At 63.6% G+C, this 18,749-nt stretch carries 16 protein-coding genes; 12 read left to right on the top strand and 4 right to left on the bottom strand.

Annotation, left to right across the window (positions count from 1 at the left end; translation table 11 throughout):
* Positions 1–186 precede the first annotated feature (186 nt).
* The 12 genes from QWY76_RS04690 (at position 187) to QWY76_RS04635 (ending at position 13,853) form a co-directional block, all read left to right on the top strand.
* Entirely contained in the window at positions 187–1,308 is a 1,122-nt protein-coding gene (locus QWY76_RS04690; protein WP_290309952.1) for a polysaccharide export protein, read from the top strand.
* Positions 1,309–1,443: 135 nt separating this feature from the next.
* Positions 1,444–3,681, top strand: coding sequence for a polysaccharide biosynthesis tyrosine autokinase (locus QWY76_RS04685; protein WP_353960390.1), 2,238 nt, complete (start codon positions 1,444–1,446; stop codon positions 3,679–3,681).
* 120 nt (positions 3,682–3,801) lie between these two features.
* Complete coding sequence (locus tag QWY76_RS04680; protein ID WP_290309951.1) at positions 3,802–5,124, top strand: hypothetical protein; 1,323 nt, start codon at positions 3,802–3,804, stop codon at positions 5,122–5,124.
* Between the two features lie 62 nt (positions 5,125–5,186).
* Entirely contained in the window at positions 5,187–6,131 is a 945-nt protein-coding gene (locus tag QWY76_RS04675; RefSeq protein WP_290309950.1) for a glycosyltransferase family 2 protein, read from the top strand.
* A 36-nt stretch (positions 6,132–6,167) separates the two neighbouring features.
* Positions 6,168–7,382 (top strand): glycosyltransferase, encoded by a 1,215-nt coding sequence (locus tag QWY76_RS04670; protein WP_290309949.1) that lies wholly within the window; start codon positions 6,168–6,170, stop codon positions 7,380–7,382.
* Positions 7,379–8,545: a glycosyltransferase family 4 protein gene (locus tag QWY76_RS04665; protein WP_290309948.1), complete on the top strand. Its 1,167-nt coding sequence runs from the start codon at positions 7,379–7,381 to the stop codon at positions 8,543–8,545. The genes QWY76_RS04670 and QWY76_RS04665 overlap by 4 nt, the downstream gene beginning before the upstream one ends.
* A complete protein-coding gene (locus tag QWY76_RS04660; RefSeq protein WP_290309947.1) occupies positions 8,521–9,144 on the top strand; it encodes a sugar transferase in 624 nt (207 codons plus the stop codon). Before QWY76_RS04665 ends, QWY76_RS04660 begins: the two co-directional genes overlap by 25 nt.
* Entirely contained in the window at positions 9,137–10,213 is a 1,077-nt protein-coding gene (locus QWY76_RS04655; protein WP_290309946.1) for an ATP-grasp domain-containing protein, read from the top strand. Before QWY76_RS04660 ends, QWY76_RS04655 begins: the two co-directional genes overlap by 8 nt.
* The gene (locus QWY76_RS04650; RefSeq protein ID WP_290309945.1) at positions 10,206–11,378 is read left to right on the top strand and encodes a DegT/DnrJ/EryC1/StrS family aminotransferase; all 1,173 of its coding nucleotides are present in this window, start codon (positions 10,206–10,208) and stop codon (positions 11,376–11,378) included. Before QWY76_RS04655 ends, QWY76_RS04650 begins: the two co-directional genes overlap by 8 nt.
* 175 nt (positions 11,379–11,553) lie before the next feature.
* Complete coding sequence (locus QWY76_RS04645) at positions 11,554–12,006, top strand: sugar phosphate nucleotidyltransferase (RefSeq protein ID WP_290309944.1); 453 nt, start codon at positions 11,554–11,556, stop codon at positions 12,004–12,006.
* A 56-nt stretch (positions 12,007–12,062) separates the two neighbouring features.
* Complete coding sequence (locus QWY76_RS04640; protein ID WP_290309943.1) at positions 12,063–12,707, top strand: glycosyltransferase family protein; 645 nt, start codon at positions 12,063–12,065, stop codon at positions 12,705–12,707.
* A gap of 138 nt (positions 12,708–12,845) precedes the next feature.
* Positions 12,846–13,853, top strand: coding sequence for an NAD-dependent epimerase (locus tag QWY76_RS04635; protein ID WP_290309942.1), 1,008 nt, complete (start codon positions 12,846–12,848; stop codon positions 13,851–13,853).
* Positions 13,854–13,986: 133 nt separating this feature from the next.
* Here the strand turns inward: QWY76_RS04635 and cysQ are convergent, their stop codons facing one another.
* The 4 genes from cysQ to QWY76_RS04615 form a co-directional block, all read right to left on the bottom strand.
* Entirely contained in the window at positions 13,987–14,760 is a 774-nt protein-coding gene (cysQ, locus tag QWY76_RS04630) for a 3'(2'),5'-bisphosphate nucleotidase CysQ (RefSeq protein WP_290309941.1), read from the bottom strand.
* A gap of 180 nt (positions 14,761–14,940) precedes the next feature.
* Positions 14,941–16,845 carry a sulfate adenylyltransferase subunit CysN gene (gene cysN, locus QWY76_RS04625; protein ID WP_290309940.1) on the bottom strand — a complete coding sequence of 635 codons (1,905 nt, stop codon included), beginning with the start codon at positions 16,843–16,845 and terminating at the stop codon, positions 14,941–14,943.
* Positions 16,845–17,747 carry a sulfate adenylyltransferase subunit CysD gene (gene cysD / locus QWY76_RS04620; RefSeq protein ID WP_290309939.1) on the bottom strand — a complete coding sequence of 301 codons (903 nt, stop codon included), beginning with the start codon at positions 17,745–17,747 and terminating at the stop codon, positions 16,845–16,847. The genes cysN and cysD overlap by 1 nt, the downstream gene beginning before the upstream one ends.
* A 34-nt stretch (positions 17,748–17,781) precedes the next feature.
* Positions 17,782–18,549, bottom strand: a complete 768-nt coding sequence (locus tag QWY76_RS04615) for a helix-turn-helix domain-containing protein (RefSeq protein ID WP_290309938.1) — start codon at positions 18,547–18,549, stop codon at positions 17,782–17,784.
* Between the last annotated feature and the right edge of the window lie 200 nt (positions 18,550–18,749).

The raw sequence follows: 18,749 nt of genomic DNA, 5'->3' as shown, positions 1-18,749 counted from the left end.
CGGGCGAGTGTTTCTCTCGGCACAATCACGCAGCGCGCATAGTGAACATCTGGCACTTTCTACTGGGCATCGGGCAAAGGCACCACGGAAGAGATCGGTCGGTGAAACGCCGATGAATGAGAAGGGTGGGCCACTGGACTCCAAAAGAGCACTCGGAATTTCTTGAGAGCGAGGGAGAGGAAGACCATGAACAAGCTGACACGCAGCACCTGCTTGGCTGTCGCACTGCTTCCTGTGAGCCTGGTGGGAGGTTGTTCTCTGGCACCTGGTGGCCATATCGATTATGAGGCGCAGGAAATGAACCTGGATAGCCAGGTGGATATCGTGTCGATCACGCCGCAACTGATTTCCAACTATCGTGCCGAGAATGGCGCCACGAAGGCGCAGTCCATGTCGGCCGAGATGATACGCGAGATTGAGGAATATCAATACCTCGTCGGACCGGGTGATGTACTGAATATCATCGTCTACGATCATCCGGAATTGACCATTCCGGCGGGTAGCGAACGCAGTGCGGAAGAATCGGGTACCCTGGTCCATGCCGACGGCACTATCTACTACCCCTATATTGGCAACATCCAGGTTGAGGGGAAGACCGTCAACCAGATCCGACGCACCCTCACCCAGCGTCTGGCGACCTATATCGCCGAGCCACAGGTCGAGGTGAATGTCGCGGCCTTCCGCTCCAAGAAGTACTACATCAGTGGCGAGGTCGAGGCCCCCGGCACACAGCCCATCACCAATGTTCCCATGACCGTGCTGGACGCGATCAGCGAGGCGGGGGGGGCCACCGATAATGCCAACTGGCACAACGTCACTCTGACGCGCAATGGCCAGGAGATGACGCTGTCTCTCTACGACATACTGAAGAAGGGTGACCTGACACAGAATTCCCTGATGCAGGCCGGTGACGTGCTACATGTCTCCTCGGCAGAGAACCAGAACATTTCCGTGCTGGGCCAGGTGCGCAACCCAGGCAATGTTCAGGTGGGTAGGGAATACCTCAGCCTCACCGATGCCCTGTCTCGCGCCGGGGGCGTCGTCGAGAATCGTGCCGAGCCCTCCGGTATCTTCGTGATTCGGGCGAAGCCACAGGGCAGCGAGAAGATGGCGACCGTCTTCCAGCTCGACATCTCCAATGCTGTCGCCCTCAACATGGGGTCCTATTTCCCGCTCGAGCCTCAGGACATCATCTACGTGACGTCTGCGCCGCTGGCTCGCTGGAACAACGTCATCAGTCTGCTGCTGCCGTCCATCAGCCTGCCCGGTACGGTGGCGGATACGACCAGCGATGTTGGCAACCTCTGATCCACTCGAGCCACCTCGTGTGATGGCAACCTTGTGCATCGGCTCATCCAGGCGCGCGCATGAGGTTGCCATGATACCCGCGGCAGGGTCTTCCAGAGCGGTGTTTCGCCGCACCCTTCCAAGGATGACATCAACATGACCAGTCTACATACGAACACCATGGTGCCACCCCGCCAAGGGATGTCTCCTGCGTCCAGCATGCCCCATGGTGAAGAACATCTCGATCTGGGACGCCTGCTTGGCATCCTGATCGATAACAAGTGGAAGATTATCCTGATGACCCTGTTGTTCGGGATCGCCGGGTTCGTCTACTCGCAGCTCGTCACTCCAATCTACCAGGGTGATGCCCTCGTCCAGGTCGAAAGGGCCGGTGGCAATACCGGCGCCGACGAGATCGCCGCGATGCTTACCGAAGAAGAGCCGAGGACGGCGGCGCAGGTGGAAATCCTGCGCTCCCGGCTGATCATCGGACAGGCGGCCAGTCAACAGAAGCTGGACATCAGCGTCGCACCCGTCGTCTTCCCCGTGGTCGGTAACGCCATCATCCGCCACGAGATCCTGCGTCCCGCCTTCGCCGAGGGCCGGCCCGAGGTCTGGGGCGGCGAGAGCATCAACGTCGAATCGCTGAGCGTCGATCCGGAACTCGTGAACCAGCCGCTCACCCTGGAGGTGGCCCAGGACGGCGGTTATCGGCTCCTCGGTATGGAAGAGGAGGTCCTGTTGACTGGTCGGCCCGGCGAGCGGTCCGAGGCCAGCACCCCCTGGATCGAGATCCGGGTCAGCGAGATCCAGGCGCCGCCCGGGGCCCGGTTCACCATCGTCAAGCGCAGCCCTCAGGGGGCGATCAACAGCCTCAAGAGTCGCTTCAATGTCCTGCAGAAGGGTGAGAGCGATACCGGTGTCCTGGAGTTGATCCTGACCGGTCCCGATCGTGCCGAGGTGGAGGCGTCGCTCAATGCCATCGCCGAGGTGTATCTGGCGCAGAATATTGCCCGTCAGGCCGCCGAGGCCGAGAAGAGCCTGGCCTTCCTCGACGAGCAGTTGCCGCGGGTGCGGGAGCAGCTGGTCGAGGCCGAGAATCGACTCAACGACTACCGTACCGAGCAGGAGAGCGTCGATCTGAGCCAGGAGACTCAGAACGTCCTGACCAGCATGGTCGACATCGAGAGTCGCATGAACGAGCTCGAGATGCAGGAATCCGAGTTGTCGCGGCGGTTCACTCCCAATCACCCGGTCTATGCCGCCCTGCTCGACAAGAAGGCCCAGCTCCAGCGTGAACGGGCCAACCTGGAAGAGCGTACCAGTCACCTGCCCGAGACCCAGCAGCAGATCCTGCGGATGACCCGTGATGTGGAGGTCACCCAGCAGATCTATGTGCAGCTGCTCAACCGCATGCAGGAGCTGAACATCGCCAAGGCCGCCACCGTCGGTAACGTGCGCATCATCGACTTCGCCATGGTCAAGCCCTGGCCGATCAAGCCGAGGCCGGCGCTTATCTTGGTCATCGCCATGCTGGTGGGGCTGCTGCTGGCCATTTGCCTGATCCTGCTACACGGGCTGCTCAGCAAGGGCGTCGAGAGCGCCGAGCAACTGGAGGATCTCGGCCTGCCGGTCTATGCCACGGTGCCCCGCTCCCTTGATCAGATGAAGCTCGTCAAGCGTATCAAGTACCGCAAGGACAAGCTCTCCAAGCATGCCATCGGAAGTTTCCTGGCCAAGTCCCATCCCACCGACATGGCGGTGGAGGCGATCCGGGGGCTACGGACCAGCCTGCACTTCGCCATGATGGACGCACGCAACAACTGCATCATGATCACCGGCCCGAGTCCGGGGATCGGCAAGAGCTTCATCACCATCAACCTGGCCTTCGTCTGTGCTCAGGCGGGGCAGAAGGTGCTGGTGATCGATTCGGACATGCGCAAGGGCAACTTGCACCATACCTTCAAGGACAAGTCCGAAAAGGGGCTCTCCGAGGTGATCTCCGGCAAGCTGGCGGCCGAGAAGGCCATCCGTGCCTCCGACGTGCCCGGTCTGCACTACATGACACGTGGCGTGGCACCGCCCAACCCCTCCGAGCTGCTGATGCGTCAAGAATTCGCGGAGATGGTGCATGAGGTCAGCCAGGCCTATGACCTCGTCTTCATCGACACGCCGCCGATCCTGGCCGTCACCGATGCCTCCATCATCGGCAAGGTGGCCGGCACCTCCCTGCTGGTCGCGCGCTTCGGTGTCAACCCGCTGCGCGAGGTTCGAATTGCCGTGCGTCGCCTGGAGACCACCGGGGTCGAGGTGAAGGGCTGTATCCTCAACGCGATCGAGAAGACCGCCGCCATCAGCTATGGATACGGTTATTACAACTATTCCTATAAATGAAAGCAGAGGCTCGGAGCGGAACAGTTTCTTGTTCCGCCCCGAGCCTCAGGTAGGAGAGCATCACACCGGCGATGCCAGTGAATCCCAGGGTGGATTACCGTGAAATTTACAACCAGAACCATGGACGTCGACAGCTTTCGAGGGGGGCTCCGGTACATCCACGGGGTGACCTATCGAAATATCATCATGTTGACGCTGTTGCTGTATCTCTACCTGTTGAGCCCCTATTTCGATGTGGGTGGTATGCTGATCCACGGCGGCATGATCGCAACCTTCCTTTTTTTAATCGTTCAATATCGCCTGCTCATCAATTCATTGCAACAGGTGTCCCTGCTGATCACGCTCATCGGGCTGTGTCTGTTCTGCTTGTATAACCTGATCCTGATTATCGTCTATATGGAGGCCTTCAGCACGTCCTTCCAGAACTATATGATTCAGGTGGGTGTCTATATTCTGCTGGGATTTGTCCTGGCCCTCTATCTGATCGACAAGGCACTCGATCTGGATCAGGCACTGACTCTGTGCTTCAGGCTGATCACCTTCGTGGTCTTCATCAACGCCATCATCATCCTGGTGGAGTATCACTTTCCACCGTTTCGTCAGCTCGTGGAATCCGTTCTGTACCAGCAAGAGAACTCCAACATCAACTATCTGACTCGAGAGTATCGCCTTCGGGGTATCGCCTCGGGAGGGGCGGCCAATCTCTCCCTCTTCCACGGCATGGTACTGGTGCTGCTCCAGGCCCTCTATATCAAGCGCAAGATCAGCTTTCTCTACTTTATAGTGGCCTCGGTGACCATTTTTACCTCGCTGCTATTCATCGGTCGCACCGGTATCGTGGTCGGTTTCATCGGCATTGTTCTGTTTCATTTGTTCAATCTTATGCTGTCGCAGCATCAGGCTTCCCTGCGACGCATTATTCTCTATATAAGCATTTCGGCCATCGTGGTTATCGCCCCACCGATGTTCGCCATATTCTTTCCCGATAGCCTGCTGGGCTACTCCATCAGCTTTCTTTACGAGGGCGCCGACGGAATTCGTCAGGAGGGAACGGTCACCACCGTGGCGAGCATGTTCGACATGACAGCCCACTGGACGAAGCTGGTGTTTGGCGTGGGGGCCCATGGAGGAGATTTCAGCCTGCAGAGACATGTGGATGCGGGGTATATGCGGATGTTTACTGCCCTGGGGATCCCGTTGGCCGTGCTCTTCTATCTGCTGATCGGCTATCTTGCCCGGTTCGTGCTGATGATGACCCATTACAAGAGCCTGTGGATCGTCATCATGATCATCATGTTCATCGCCGAGATCAAGGAGCCGTTCATCTTCAAGGGGTATTCGGCAAGGCTGATGTGGATGTTGATCGGCATGGGAATCTGTTACACGTTCTGTTCGCCTTTCTCTGATGAAAAGGCGCAACCAACGTTGAAGAAAGATGCATAATCTTTGTCTGAAAAGTCGGCGAGCGAAAGCACTTCTCAGGTATTGCCTAGAGGGAGATCATCATGCGGCCACTCGTCAGTGTCGTCATTCCCGTCCACAACAAGGAAGACTACGTATCACGGGCCCTGCAGTCCGTGCTCGACCAGGGCTATCGTCAGCTTGAGGTACTGGTCATCGATGATGCCTCACGGGATGATAGCCTGGCCCGCGTCGCCTCCTTCGACGATGCCCGGATCCGGGTGCTGCGCAGGGAGTGCCCGGGGCCCGGTGGCTACGCCGCGCGGAACCTGGGGATCCAGCAGGCCCGCGGTGACTGGGTCGCCTTTCTCGACGCCGATGACGTCTGGCTGCCCGACCATCTCGACGCGTCGATGGGGATTGCCGTCCGCTATCCGGAAATCGCGCTCATCAGCGCGGCGCGTCTGCTGCAGCGCGGCGGTCGGCAGCAACTGGACGCCTTCGCCGAGCGCTTCATGTCCCGGGGCCCCCAGGTGCTCCATCTCACGGATTACCTGAAGCAGGCCTGCCAGGGGAGGCGTGCCATCGGCACCAACTCGATCCTGATCAAGCGGGCCGCGCTCGATACCCATCGGATCTTTCCCGATGGCCGCACGCAGCGTTCCGGCGATCTCTATGCCTGGGTAGAACTGCTGGCGAAGTTGAAGTACCTGGTCTGGTCGCCCCATGTCGCCTCCGTCCACCACGGGGACGTGATCGGCGTGTCCCGCAACAATATCCCGTCCATCGCGCTCTTTCGCGATATGGTCATGGATCTCCGCCCGCTCACCAGCCAGGAGGACGAGAAGTGGCTGAAGCTCTACGCCAACCAGATGATCAAGTATGCCTGGCTCGAGCAGAAGAAGAAGCGTGAGGCGCTGCCGGTCTCGGCACTGCCCGGTGCCTTCTACTGGACGCATGGCCGGGGGTATTGCCTGAAGTGGACGATGCTCTCCCTGGTGCCCTTCGGGGTCCTCGAATGGCTGAAGCAGCACACGCCGGCCGACTGAGGCCTGCCGCCATCTCGCCACGACAGGGAGCCCTGCATGCGTATCGTCCATGTCATCACCAGCCTCTACCCCGGTGGCGCCCAGTCGGCCCTCTGCCGGCTGTGCACTGGCGACACTCGCCATCGCCACACCGTCATCGCCATGCTCGGCGGCGGTACACTGGAGGAGACGCTACGCGATCATGGTGTCGAAGTGCTGTCGCTGAGCTGCTCCCGCCTGGGGGGGCTGCTCGCCGGTACCGTGACCCTCTTCAGGCACCTCAGGCGGTTGCGCCCGGATCTCGTCCAGACCTGGATGTACCATCCCGACCTGGTCGGGGGGCTCTGCGCGCGCCTCGCTGGCATTCGCCACGTCTGCTGGGGGATTCGCCATACCGCCCTGGAGTCGGGGCAGAGCTCACGCTCATCGATCCTCGCGGCCAGGCTCTGCGCGCACCTGTCGGGGAGGGTTCCCGACCGCATCGTCTGCTGCGCCCATGAGGCGGCCGAGCTGCATGCCTCGCTCGGCTATCGTGCCGACAAGCTGGTGGTGATCGCCAACGGCTACGACCTCGCCGACTTCCGGCCCCGCGAGGACGCCGCCGCGCAGCGCACCGCGCTGCTGGGTGCCGACGCTGGCCGGCCCGTCCTGGGCATGGTGGGGCGCTTCAATGCCCAGAAGGACCACCGGAACCTCCTGCAGGCGCTGGCCGAGGTGCAGGCCTGCGGCCACGATTTCCTGTGTCTGCTGGTCGGTGCACGCCTCGATGCCGACAACGCCGAGCTACGCGGCTGGATCGACGAGCGGGGCCTGGCGTCGCGGGTCCGCCTGTTGGGCCTGCGCTCGGACATCCCGCAGCTGATGAACGCCCTCGACCTGCACGTGCTCTCCAGCGCCTTCGGCGAGGGCTTTCCCAACGTGATCGCCGAGGCCATGGCCTGCGGAACGCCCTGCGTGGGCACGGCGGTCGGCGACACCGCGCGGATCATCGACGAGACCGGCTGGGTGGTGCCACCCCGAGAATCGACGGCGCTCGCGGCGGCGATCCAGGCCGCGCTTCACGAGCGCGAGACGCAACCGGCACGCTGGGCCGAGCGGCGTCAGGCCTGCACCCGTCGCATCGCCGATCACTTCACCCTCGAGCGGATGGTGGCTGCCTTCGACGATGTCTGGAGCGAGTGCCTTGGTGACACGCCCGAGAGAACAGGGCGGCCATGGCGCAAGGGACGGATAGGGAACAACAACCGGATAGCCAAGGAGAGGCGCTCATGAACCAGGAACCAGGCGGGACCTTCTTGATCATCGCCGGGTCGCCGGTGTCGCTGGTCAGCTTCCGCGGCCACCTGATCGCCGAGCTGATCGCCCTGGGGCTGACGGTCCATGCCGCCGGTCCCAACCTGCCCCCGGATAGCCCGGTCCGCGCCGAACTGGAGCGGATGGGCGCGAGGGTCCACGAGGTCTTCCTCAATCGCACCGGCATCAGCCCCCTGGACGATTTGCGCACCCTGTTCGGCCTGGTCGGCCTGATGCGGCGCATCCGGCCCGATTATGTGCTGGGCTACACCATCAAGCCGGTGATCTTCGGCACACTGAGCGCCTTCCTTGCCGGCTGTCCGCACCGTTTCGCCCTGATCACCGGGCTCGGCTACGCCTTCTCGGACCACGAGCTCGGCCACCGGCAACGCCTGATCGGCGGGCTCGTCACCGGCCTCTATCGCCAGTCGCTACGCTTCGCCCATAAGGTGTTCTTCCAGAACCCCGACGACCAGGCCCTGTTCCGACGACTGGGCGTGCTGAACGGGACCACGCCCTCCGTGGTGGTCAACGGCTCCGGGGTCGATGTCGACCATTACGCCCCGCGGGCGCCGGCCGGCCGCCCGACCTTCCTGCTGATCGCCCGCCTGCTGATCGACAAGGGGGTGCGCGAGTACGCCGAGGCCGCCTATCGCCTCAAGGCGGAGTTTCCCGAGGCCCATTTCATGCTGGTGGGGATGCTGGACAGCAACCCGAGGTCGATCCCGCCCGCGGAGCTGGCCCGCTGGGAGGCCGATGGCGTCATCAGCTATCTCGGCGCGATGAGCGACGTGCGCGAGGCCCTCGGGGCCGCCAGCGTCTTCGTGCTGCCCAGCTTCTATCGCGAGGGCGTCCCGCGCACCATCCTCGAGGCGCTGGCGATGGGGCGGCCGGTGATCACCACCGACACGCCAGGCTGTCGGGAAACCGTGGCGGACGGCGTGAACGGCTATCTGGTCCCGCCGCGGGACGTCGACCGCCTTGCCGCGGCCATGCGCCGCTTCCTCGAGCGTCCCGAGCTGGCGATCAGCATGGGCGAGCGCGCCCGGCAAGCGGCCCTGACGAAGTATGACGTCAGGCAAGTCAACGCGGTGATGCTCAAGGAGATGGGGTTCTCATGCTCAAGCGATGCTTCGATGTGACGGTCGCCGCCGGCCTGCTGGTGCTGCTGGCGCCGCTGCTGCTCGTCGTGGCGCTGCTGGTGCGCTGGCGGCTCGGCTCCCCGGTGTTCTTCATCCAGACGCGCCCGGGACGCCACGCCGAGCCGTTTCGCATGGTCAAGTTTCGCACCATGCGCGATACCCGCGACGCCCATGGCGAGCTGCTGCCCGCGGAACGCCGGCTAACCACCTTCGGTAGCCTGCTGCGCTCCACCAGCCTCGACGAGCTGCCCGAACTGTGGAACGTTCTGAAGGGCGACATGAGCCTGGTCGGTCCCCGACCGCTGCTGGTGGACTACCTGCCGCTCTATACCCCCGAGCAGCGGCGCCGCCACGAGGTGCGCCCCGGGATCACCGGCTGGGCCCAGGTCAACGGGCGCAACGCCATCACCTGGGAAGAGAAGTTCCACTACGACATCTGGTATGTCGATCACCACTCCTTCCGGCTGGATGTCAGGATCCTGATGTTGACGGCCAGGAAGGTGTTCATTCGTGAAGGTATCTCCCACGCCAATGATGTCGCCATGCCGAGGTTTCAGGGCGTGAAGTCGGCTTGCAAGAGGAGCAACGAACATGACTGACAGGATCAACGTCCTCGTGATGGGGGTGGGGGGACCCACCCCCCGCAGCTTCGTCAGGTCGGTTCTCGAGTCGGGGTGCGAGCGCTATCGGTTCGTGGGAGTGGATGCGAATCCCCTGGCCATCGGCCTCTATGACCGGCATAGCTACATCGATACCTACGTGGTGCCGGAGGCCGACAGTGACGATTACTGGCAAGCCATCGGTCGTATCGTCAATCGGCACGAGATCGCATTCGCCGTGGTCATGCCGGAAGTCGAGGTGCTGGCCTGGGCCAGGGCCAAGGAAGAACACAGGCTGCCCTGCAAGGCATTCGTTCCCGCCTATCAGGCGAGTCGCGTCCTGGTGGACAAGAAGGCGATGCATGATGCCCTGCACGGCAAGCCGTATATGCCGACGCATTGCACCTTCTCGAACGGCGGCGATATCGGTGACCTGTCGTTACCCTTTCCGTTCTGGGTGCGCGCGACCACCGGGTCGAGCGGTCTCGGCTCCCTGAAGGTCAACAGCCGGGGAGAACTCGACGAATGGGTGCGTATCAATCCCGCTGTGGAGGAGTTCATTGCCTCGGAATTCCTGCCGGGCAGGAACCTGGCCTGCAAGGTGCTCTATGTCGATGGCCAGCTGCTGCGCTCGGCGTGTGCCGAACGGGTCGAGTACATCATGGCCAAGGTGGCCCCGTCCGGCATCACCGGCAACACCGCCTTCGGGCGCCTGATCAATGACAGGCACCTGGTCGATATCGCCGATGACGCCATCCGGGAAGTCTTTGGCCTTCATGGCATTCCACCGCACGGCGTGTTCACGGCGGATCTCAAGGAAGCGGCAAACGGGCAGCCGATGATCACGGAAATCAACGTGAGGTGCGTGGCCTTCGTGTCGGCAATGGCCAGGGCAGGCGCCAATCTGCCCCTCGATTATCTCGAGGCCAACTTGAACCCCGATGCGTTCGCTTTCGCCTATCAGCACTATGAGTTCCAGGACGACATGATCTTTCTGCGCGACGTCGATGAAGCGCCGGTGGTCATGAAGGAAAGCGAGCTCCTGACACGCGAGGCCTCCGATGATTGACGGACCCTTTTCTCCCTGGCCTTCCTTCACCGAGGAAGAGGCACGGGCCGTGGAAGAAGTCCTGCTGTCCAACCGGGTCAACTACTGGACGGGGCACCAGGGCCGTGACTTCGAGCGCGAGTTCGCCCAGAGCCTGGGCTGCGAATATGCCATCGCCGTCAGCAACGGTACCGTGGCCCTGGAACTGGCCCTGCGCGGCCTGGGTATCGGCCCCGGTGACGAGGTGATCGTCACCTCGCGGACCTTCCTGGCCTCGGTCTCCTGTATCGCCGCGGTGGGCGCCACTCCGGTCTTCGCCGATGTGGATCGCGACTCCCAGACTATCACCCCGGCGACCGTGGCACCCATGATCACGCCCCACACCCGGGCGATCATCGCCGTGCATCTGGCGGGCTGGCCCTGCGACATGGCCGGCCTGATGGCGTTGGCCCGCGACGGCATCGAGATCATCGAGGACTGCGCCCAGGCCCACGGCGCCCGTTACCGGGGCCAGCCGGTGGGCGCCATCGGTCGGATCGGCTGCTGGTCCTTCTGCCAGGACAAGATTCTCACCACCGGCGGGGAAGGCGGCATGGTCACCACCAACGACCCGGAGCTCTGGCAGCGCATGTGGGCCTACAAGGACCATGGCAAGAGCTGGGAGGCCGTGCATGAGCCGTCTCCGCCCGCCGGCTTTCGCTGGCTGCACCACTCCCTGGGGACCAACTGGCGGATGGCCGAGATACCGGCGGCTCTCGGCCGGATCCAGCTGCGCAGACTCCCGGCCTGGTCGGCGGCGCGCCTCGCCAATGCCCAGCGCATCTGGGCGGCGGCGAGGGCATGTCCCGGACTGCGCGTGCCCGTCGTCCCCGACGACATCCAGCACGCCGCCTACAAGTGCTATGTCTTCGTCGAGCCCCAGGCGCTCAATCCCGGCTGGGGCCGGAACCGCATCATCGAGGCGATGGTGGCGCGCGGCGTGCCCTGCTACAGCGGCTCCTGTTCCGAGGTCTACCTCGAGAAGGCCTTCGACGATACCGGTTGGCGACCCGACAAACGCCTGCCGGTGGCCCGTAAACTCGGCGAGACCAGCCTGATGTTCCTGTGCCACCCCACCCTGACGAAGCGCGAAATCGACACCACCTGCCGCGTGCTCGAGGACGTCATGGCCCAGGCCGCCGGCTGAACCGGTCCCTTCCTTCGCCCCGGGGGAGCGCACCCTGCTGCGCAAGGGGGCTCCTTCAACACCCTGAGGATGTCGCCTTCCCAGAGTTGTGGGAAGCGCCGTGCAGCGGCGGTGGAGAATGCCTCGGGCGTCTGACGGCGTCATCGCGCTCTATCGCCGAAGTGTCCATGAATCAATGCCTGACAAGGAGAGTCTGAGGCGATCATGGCGCCAGGTGATTACCGCGGTGGCCGGTTTCGGGACTCGCCTGCTGCCGATCAGTATTGCGATTCCCGAGGAGATGGTGCCGGTGGTCGACCGGTCGTTGATCCAGCACCTAGTGGACGAGGTGCTGGCCTCGGGCCCCAACGAGGTGGTGCGGATCATCCGCAGTGGCGAGTCGGTGGGGGAGGTCCATTTCGATACCCACTTCGAGTTCGAGGCCCGCCTGGAGGCCAAGGGCAAGCAGGCGCTGCTCGATGAGCTGCGGCCCATCGCGCCGCTCGAGCTCAGGTGGTGCGTGACCCGCCGGCACCAGGCGTTGGCTTGGGGATTGCCGTGCACTGTGCCGCTCACCGGCTCGAAGCAGGCGAGCCGTTCGGGGCGATCCTGCGCGATGTACGGGTCTTGCCTCGGCCCGGCAAGCTGATCGTGGGTCTGGACGAGACGGTCACGCAGTGGCAGGCCACTCATCGGGCGCAGTTCATGGTCGAGGAGCTCCACCGGTATGGTCTCGTCGACGGTGGGGGTAACGAGACGCGTACGGGCGAGGCCATGGCGATGGCAGGCGTGGTCGAGAAGCCAGCTCTGCAACAGGCGCCCTCGCGGCTCTCGGTGATCGACCGCGATATCCTGCCATACCGCGTCATGACCCTGCTGGCGGATACCTCGCCTGGTGCCGGCGGCGAGATCCGGCTCACCGACGCCGGCGAGCGGCTGATCCGCGAGATCAACGCTGTCGATGCCTTCGGTATGCGCGGAGGCACCTTCGATCGTGGGCTGATCGCGGGCTGGCTGCAGGTCGATCAGATGCTGGCCATGCAAGCCGGGTATCTTGCGGCTTCTTCCCGCGAGGCTCGGTCGATAAGCCCCGAGCCCGGGTGCGTGGACCGAACGTGGGAGAGGATATGGCGATTCTCGTTACCGCCGGCAAGGCAGAGCCTGAGCTGGGGTGGCACGCCGCGCGCGACCCGGCTGAGATGCCGGGGGATAGCTGGCGCTGGCAGGCGCGAACCCCCAGGGCCATGGCTGGCACGCACTCACGAAGTGGGCCTTACCAGATGCCCGCAACGCCCAGAGCAAAACGTTGTCCCATTCGCGACGGTCGGTGAGCGTCACCTTCGTGGATGATGGGCCGCTGCACTCCCCGCGGAGGGATGAGAGAGGATTCAGTGGCTACCTGGAGATGAGGGTGGCATGCTGGGTGCTTTTCAAGACACAATTGGAAACATTAAGGTCCCGAAGGGATACGATAGGGCGCGGGGAAACATGAAACTCTTGATCACCGGGGTAGCGGGCTTCATCGGCCATGCCGTCGCCAAGCGGCTGTCGGGGCAGGGCCACGAGATCCTGGGCATCGATAACCTGAACGAATACTACGATGTCTCGCTCAAGCAGGCGCGACTGGACGACCTGGCCGCATGCGAGGATGTCCGCTTCCTGAAGCTGGACCTGGCCGACCGGGAAGGCATGGCCGCGCTGTTCGCCGAGCAGCGCTTCGACCGGGTGATTCACCTGGCCGCCCAGGCCGGGGTGCGTTACTCCCTGGAGAATCCGCATGTCTATGCGGACAGCAACCTAATCGGGCACCTGAACGTACTGGAAGGGTGTCGGCAGGGGGGCGTGGAGCATCTGGTCTATGCCTCGTCCAGCTCGGTCTACGGGATGAACGACAAGACGCCGTTCGCGACCTCCGACAGCGTGGATCATCCCGTCAGCTTGTATGCGGCCACCAAGAAGGCCAACGAGCTGATGGCGCATACCTATTCGCACCTCTATGGCATTCCCACTACCGGGCTTCGCTTCTTCACGGTGTACGGGCCCTGGGGCCGGCCGGACATGGCGATGTTCAAGTTCACCCGGGCGATCCTCGCGGGGGAACCGCTGCAGGTGTTCAACCAGGGCGAGATGTCGCGGGACTTCACCTACATCGACGATATCGCCGAGGGGGTGGTGCGCGCCCTGGCGGTGATCCCCGCTGCCGATCCGGGCTGGAAGGCGTCCCGCGGCGGGCCCGACAGCAGCAGTGCCCCCTATGCGCTCTACAACCTCGGTCATGGCAGCCCGGTGGGGTTGATGGACTTCATTCGGGCCGTGGAAGCCGCCACCGGCAAGGAGGCGATCTGCGATTATCAGCCGATGCAGCCCGGCGATGTGCCACGCACCTGGGCGGATACCGAGGCCCTGTTCGCCGCCACCGGCTATCGGCCTCGGGTCAAGGTCGAGGAGGGCGCTCGACGGTTTGTGGAGTGGTATCGCGGGTACTATGGGGTCTAAGGGGGAGTCAGGGAGGAGCCGGGGCGCCTGACGGCGCCAGCGCCGATACGTCGGACCGGCGCTGGCACAGGATTGGCTTCCACAGGGCATTTCAACGCAACCCGGCATATCGCCGGGTTGCGTCGTTTCTGGGTCAGGTTGTCGAGCCCCAGACGATGAAGTGGGGATTGAGATGTTCGCTGGGTGTGGCGTAGCGGAGCGTCTTGCCCTCCCGGGTCTCGACGCGGCCGCCGGCTTGCTCGACCACCGCCTGGGCGGCGCCGGTGTCCCACAGGCAGGTGGGGCCGAGGCGGGGATAGACATCTGCCGCGCCTTCGGCGATCAGGCACAGCTTCAGTGAGCTGCCCATGGGCACCATGTCGTGGCTGCCCAGTTGCTCCAGCCACTCGGCCAGGTCGGGGCTGGGGTGAGAGCGACTGCCCACCACTCGCCAGCTGGCGCCTTCGGCCGGCCGTCCGGCCACGCGGATCGGCTGACGTTCACCGCTGCCATCCACCTTGAAGGCGCCCATGCCCGCGGCGGCGAGATATGACACCTCCAGCGCGGGGGCGACGACCACGCCGAGCACCGGCGTGCCGTTGTCGATCAGCGCGATGTTCACCGTGAACTCGCCGTTGCGCTTGATGAACTCCTTGGTACCGTCCAGCGGGTCCACCAGCCAGTATCGGCCGTCGGCGTCCGCCCCGGCGAAATCCTCGGTATTCTCCTCGGAGAGCACCGGAATGTCGCCTGGCAAGGCCTTCAGCCCCGTGGCGATGACGTCATGGGCGGCCTTGTCGGCCTCGGTCAACGGGCTCTTGTCTTCCTTGTCTTCGACCGTGAAGTCGCGCGCGTAGACCTGCATGATCGCCTGGCCGGCTTCGAGGGCGATGGCGTGGGTGCTATCCAGCAGTGTCGGTAGATCCATCTGTTGAGTTCCTTGGCAGAGTGTGGTCAATAAGCTGGAAGTCCCGGGCTTCGCCCGGAGCGGGAAGCGAAAAGCTCGAAGCTGGAAGAATACCGCTTCGCGGCATAGCCCCCAAGATTGCGGTAGTGGGAGGTTCTTCCAGCTTCCAGGCGCGAAGCGCCGCTCTTCAAGCGTCCAGCTTCAAGCGATTATTTTCCGTTCGCGCAGTAGCTCGACGATCGCATCGGCGGCTTCGTCACTGCTCATCTCGCCGGTCTTGATGTGCAGGTCCGGATTCTCCGGTGTCTCGTAGGCGGAGTCGATGCCGGTGAAGTTCTTCAGTTCGCCGCGCCGTGCCTTGCGGTAGAGCCCCTTGGGATCGCGGTCTTCGGCCACCTCCAGCGGGGTGTCGACGAAGATCTCGATGAATTCGCCGTCTTCCACCAGATCGCGGGCCAGTCGGCGCTCGCTGCGGAAGGGCGAGATGAAGGCGGTCAGCACGATCAGGCCTGCATCGACCATCAGCCTGGCTGTCTCGCCCACGCGGCGAATGTTCTCGACGCGATCGGCATCGGTGAAGCCCAGGTCGCGGTTGAGACCGTGGCGTACGTTGTCGCCATCCAGCAGGTAGGTGTGCTGGCCGGCGGCGTGCAGCTTCTTCTCCACCAGATTGGCGATGGTGGATTTTCCGGCGCCGGAGAGGCCGGTGAGCCACAGCACCGCGGGCTGCTGTGCCTTGGAGAGGGCGCGCGCCTGCTTGTCGATATCCACGTGCTGCATATGGATGTTCTGGCTACGCCGCAGGGCGAAGTGCAGCATGCCGGCGCCGACCGTGTTGTTGGTCATGCGGTCGATGAGGATGAAGCTGCCGGTATCCTGGCTCGCCTGGTAGGGGTCGAAGGCCACGGCCTTGTTCAGGCTCAGGGTACAGATCCCGATGCCGTTGAGGTCCAGCTGCTTGGCCGCGGTATGCTCCAGGGTGTTGACGTTGACCTGGTACTTGATGTCGCTGACGGTGGCGGAGACGGTCTGGGTGCCCAGCTTCATCAGGTAGGGGCGGCCGGGCAGCAGTGGTTGCTCGTGCATCCACACCAGCGTGGTCTCGAACTGGTCGGCGGTCTGCGCCGGTTGCTCGACTCCGGAGATCACATCACCGCGGGAGATGTCGATCTCGTCGTCCAGCAGCAGGGTGATGGACTGACCGGCCACGGCCTCGTCGAGGTCGCCGTCGAAGGTATAGATCCGCGAGACCTTGCTGGCCTTGCCGGAGGGCTGCACGCGAATGGCGTCGCCGGGCTTGACCGTGCCGCTGGTCACCATGCCGGTGAAGCCGCGGAAGTCCAGGTTGGGTCGGTTGACCCACTGCACCGGCAGGCGGAAGGGCGCACGTTGCAAGCGCTCGTCATCGATTTCCAGCGTTTCCAGGCAGGCCATCAGGGTGGGGCCGTGGTACCAGGGCATGTGGTGGCCATGCTCGATGACGTTGTCGCCCTTGAGTGCCGACATGGGGATGAAGGTGATCTCCTCGAGTCCCAGCTGGCTGGCGAAGTCCCGATACTCCTCGACGATCTCCTCGAAGCGCGCCCTGGAGTAGTCCACCAGATCCATCTTGTTGATCGCCACCACCACCTGGCGCATGCCGATCAGCGACATCAGGAAGCTGTGGCGGCGGGTCTGGGTGAGGATGCCGTGACGCGCGTCGACCATCAGGATGGCGGCGTCGGCGGTGGAGGCGCCGGTCACCATGTTGCGGGTGTACTGCTCGTGCCCCGGGGTATCGGCGACGATGAACTTGCGCTTGTCGGTGGAGAAGAAGCGGTAGGCCACGTCGATGGTGATGCCCTGTTCGCGCTCGGCGGCCAGGCCATCCACCAGCAGGGCGAAGTCCATCTCGCCGCCCTGGGTCCCGTACTTCTTCGAGTCGGCCTCGATGGCGGCCAGTTGGTCCTCGAACAGCAGCTTGGACTCGAACAGCAAGCGCCCGATCAGGGTGCTCTTGCCGTCGTCCACGCTGCCACAGGTGATGAAGCGCACGAGGCCTTTGTGTTCGTGGGCCTGCAGGTAGCCCTCGATGTCACCGGCGATCATGTCGGAGGCGTGTGCCATCAGAAGTACCCCTCTTGCTTTTTCTTTTCCATCGAGGCGGCGCTGTCGTGGTCGATGACGCGGCCTTGGCGCTCGGAGGTGCGGGTGAGCAGCATCTCCTGAATGATGTCCGGCAGGGTGTCGGCCTCGGATTCGATGGCCCCGGTCAGCGGGTAGCAGCCCAGCGTGCGGAAGCGCACCTTGCGCATCATCGGTACCTCGCCGGGTTCCAGCGGCATGCGCTCATCGTCGACCATGATCAACGCACCGTCACGCTCCACTACCGGGCGCTCGGCGGAATAGTAGAGGGGCACGATGGGGATCTCCTGCAGGTAGATGTACTGCCAGATGTCCAGTTCGGTCCAGTTGGAGAGCGGGAAGACGCGGATCGACTCCCGGTGGTGCTTGCGCGTGTTGTAGAGCTTCCACAGTTCCGGGCGCTGGTTCTTGGGGTCCCAGCGGTGCTGGGCGGTGCGGAAGGAGAAGACCCGCTCCTTGGCCCGTGACTTCTCTTCGTCGCGGCGTGCCCCGCCGAAGGCGGCATCGAAGCCGTACTTGTCCATGGCCTGCTTGAGGCCCTCGGTCTTCATCACGTCGGTGTGAATGGCCGAGCCGTGGGTGAAGGGATTGATGTCCTTCTCGATGCCTTCCGGGTTGATGTGCACCAGCAGGTCCATGCCGGCTTCCTCGGCCATGCGATCACGGAACTCGTACATGGCGCGGAACTTCCAGCGGGTATCCACGTGGAGCAGCGGAAAGGGCGGCGGGGAGGGCGCGAAGGCCTTGCGTGCCAGGTGCAGCATCACGGCGCTGTCCTTGCCGACGGAGTAGAGCATCACCGGATTCTCGGTCTCGGCGACCACCTCGCGCATGATCTGGATGCTCTCGGCCTCGAGCCGTTGGAGATGGGTGAGTGTCGTCATCGTCCTTCCATGTGATGTGGTGAGTTCAGGGCAATCAGCCGCGTGCAGAGGCTGCTCTCAGGGTGATGTTGGGCGGTACGGTGATCAGGCTGAAGTCGGAGCGATCCACGAGCCAGTCCTGAACTTCCGGGCTGGCCCGGAAGTAGGCACCGTGAAAGATCAGCGCCATCGGGCCTCGCGAGGCCAGGCGTTCAAACAGCGTCAGGTAATCGTCGGCGCGGGGCGGCGCGGTGAAACAGCGGGAGTACAGGGCGCCGCGCTTGCCGTGTAGATAGAGCTGATAGCGGCGGGAGTCTTTTTCCGACGACGTGGCAGGCTGCGCCACGCGAACGCCTCCCAGCCAGTGTGCGACTACGCCCTGGCCCTCGAGTGCCGGCTGCACCTGTTGGCGAAACCAGCGCCCTTCGCGGGTGCGACGACGGACCAGATCGTCCAGCGCCATCGGCGACGGCTTGAGATCCTGGGCGACCAGCCAGTGCTCGATGGCGCGGGGGGAGGCGTCGCCTGTTTCCGCATCGGTGAGGGCCTGGGCCAGGGCGCGGCTGCTCCAGCCGGGCTCGTCGGTGTCGGGCCAGTGAGTGAGGCGCTGCCACAGCAGCCGCTGCTGCGTCTCGCCCAGGCGATGCGCCTGGCCGGCGGGGCGGCCGCGGGGCCGAATCGGAACGGCGTCCCAGCCGCCTTCCCGGAAGGCCTTCCAGGCCGCCGAGACCGTGGGTGCCGAGAGCCCCGTTCGACGCGCGGTCTCGGCCACCGTCACTCCGTCAAGGCGCAGCCGCACGGCTTCCAGACGGCGCTCGCTCACGGTTTCGGGCGATAAATGTTTAGCACTCATTGTGAGTCCAACTCGCTGATTATTGGGGGTTTTAAAAGGCAACTCCCATGCTTGGTGGCCCATCATCTATAAGTAGCATAAAACCCCAGGGGCAATCCCTCAAGTTTACCGTCAGTCTTCAAGCATGAACCGTTGGCCTGGGGGTACTGCTCTCCCTCATCGGCCACCCG

The organism is Halomonas maura (genome assembly GCF_030409305.1).
Taxonomy (GTDB): Bacteria; Pseudomonadota; Gammaproteobacteria; order Pseudomonadales; family Halomonadaceae; genus Halomonas; species Halomonas maura.
The sequence above is the reverse complement of the archived record's forward strand: the minus strand, read 5'-3'. Positions and strand labels throughout refer to the sequence as shown.